The following is a 1,181-nucleotide window of genomic DNA, read 5'->3' as shown; positions in this document are numbered from 1 at the left end:
CTTTGTACACGACAAAAAAAGATAACTCATTGAAATAATGGCATAATACTTGTTTTCTGACGACGAATATGATGACACATTTCAATGAGTTACATCTCATCTTAAACAAATATCTAAAGTGGAACAAGTCACATGCAAAATGTTTTACACTGATTATGCTTGCATTAATTGTAAAACAGACATGTAATCTTTCTTCTGCATCTAAAGCCTTACCCATCAAGTGCTTACCACAATCATTTTATCGACGTATACAACGCTTCTTTGCAGATCAGTATTTCGATTATCGTCAAATTTCTCAGTTAATTTTCAATATATTTTCATTCGATAAAGTCCAATTAACTTTGGATAGAACTAATTGGAAATGGGGAAAACGAGATATTAATATCTTGATGTTAGCCATCGTCTATCGTGGAATAGCGATACCTATTGTTTGGACATTGCTCAATAAACGTGGAAATTCAGATACAAAAGAGCGTATTGCTTTGATTCAACGCTTTATCTCCATTTTTGGTAAAGATCGTATTGTGAATGTGTTTGCAGACAGAGAATTTATCGGTGAGAAATGGTTTACATGGTTAATTGAAAATGACATTAACTTCTGTATACGTGTTAAAAAAACTTTATTGTGACCAATCACTTAGCCAAGAATCATAAAATTAGTGATTTATTTCGTCATCTTCAAGTTGGTCAAACTGAATGTCGTAAACGACGTATTTGGGTTGGTCGAGTGAAACTGTATATTAGTGCGCTACGATTAGAAGATGGAGAGCTTTTACTTGTTGTTTCTCCTATGTTTAATGCTTCTGCTATTCGTGATTATGCATTACGCTGGGAAATCGAAACGTTATTTAGTTGTCTCAAAGGACGAGGATTCAATCTTGAAAATACTCGTTTAACAGACCCTAGACGAGTCAAGAAATTGATAGCAGTGCTAGCTATCGGTTTCTGTTGGTGCTATTTAACAGGTGAATGGCAACATGATCGGAAAAAAGCGATAAAAATAAAGAAGCATGGACGACTTTCAGTAAGTTTATTTCGCTACGGTTTGGACTATGTTCAAATGGCTATTCTACGTTTGATTGGTTTTGGAAAAAAAGAAGAATTTAAGAAAGTGCTAGCAATTTTAAGAAAGAAAAAGCCTGATAGGACAAGGATCCTATGAAATTTGTCGTGTACAGAGA

The 1,181-nt window shown here is 34.2% G+C and carries 1 protein-coding gene; it reads left to right on the top strand.

All coding sequences use genetic code 11. The features are described 5' to 3' along the window. The first annotated feature begins 71 nt into the window (after positions 1 to 71). Positions 72 to 1,162, top strand: a protein-coding gene (locus FTV50_RS16555; protein ID WP_107010211.1) for an IS4-like element ISAba33 family transposase whose coding sequence is annotated in 2 segments (ribosomal slippage) — positions 72 to 612 and positions 612 to 1,162 — 1,092 coding nt in all. Because the reading frame shifts where the segments join, the coding sequence is not laid out codon by codon here. The last annotated feature ends 19 nt before the right edge of the window (positions 1,163 to 1,181 follow it).

Source organism: Acinetobacter sp. YH1901134, assembly GCF_013416965.1.
Classification (GTDB): Bacteria; Pseudomonadota; Gammaproteobacteria; order Pseudomonadales; family Moraxellaceae; genus Acinetobacter; species Acinetobacter amyesii.
This window is presented reverse-complemented; position numbering and strand designations above follow the sequence as displayed.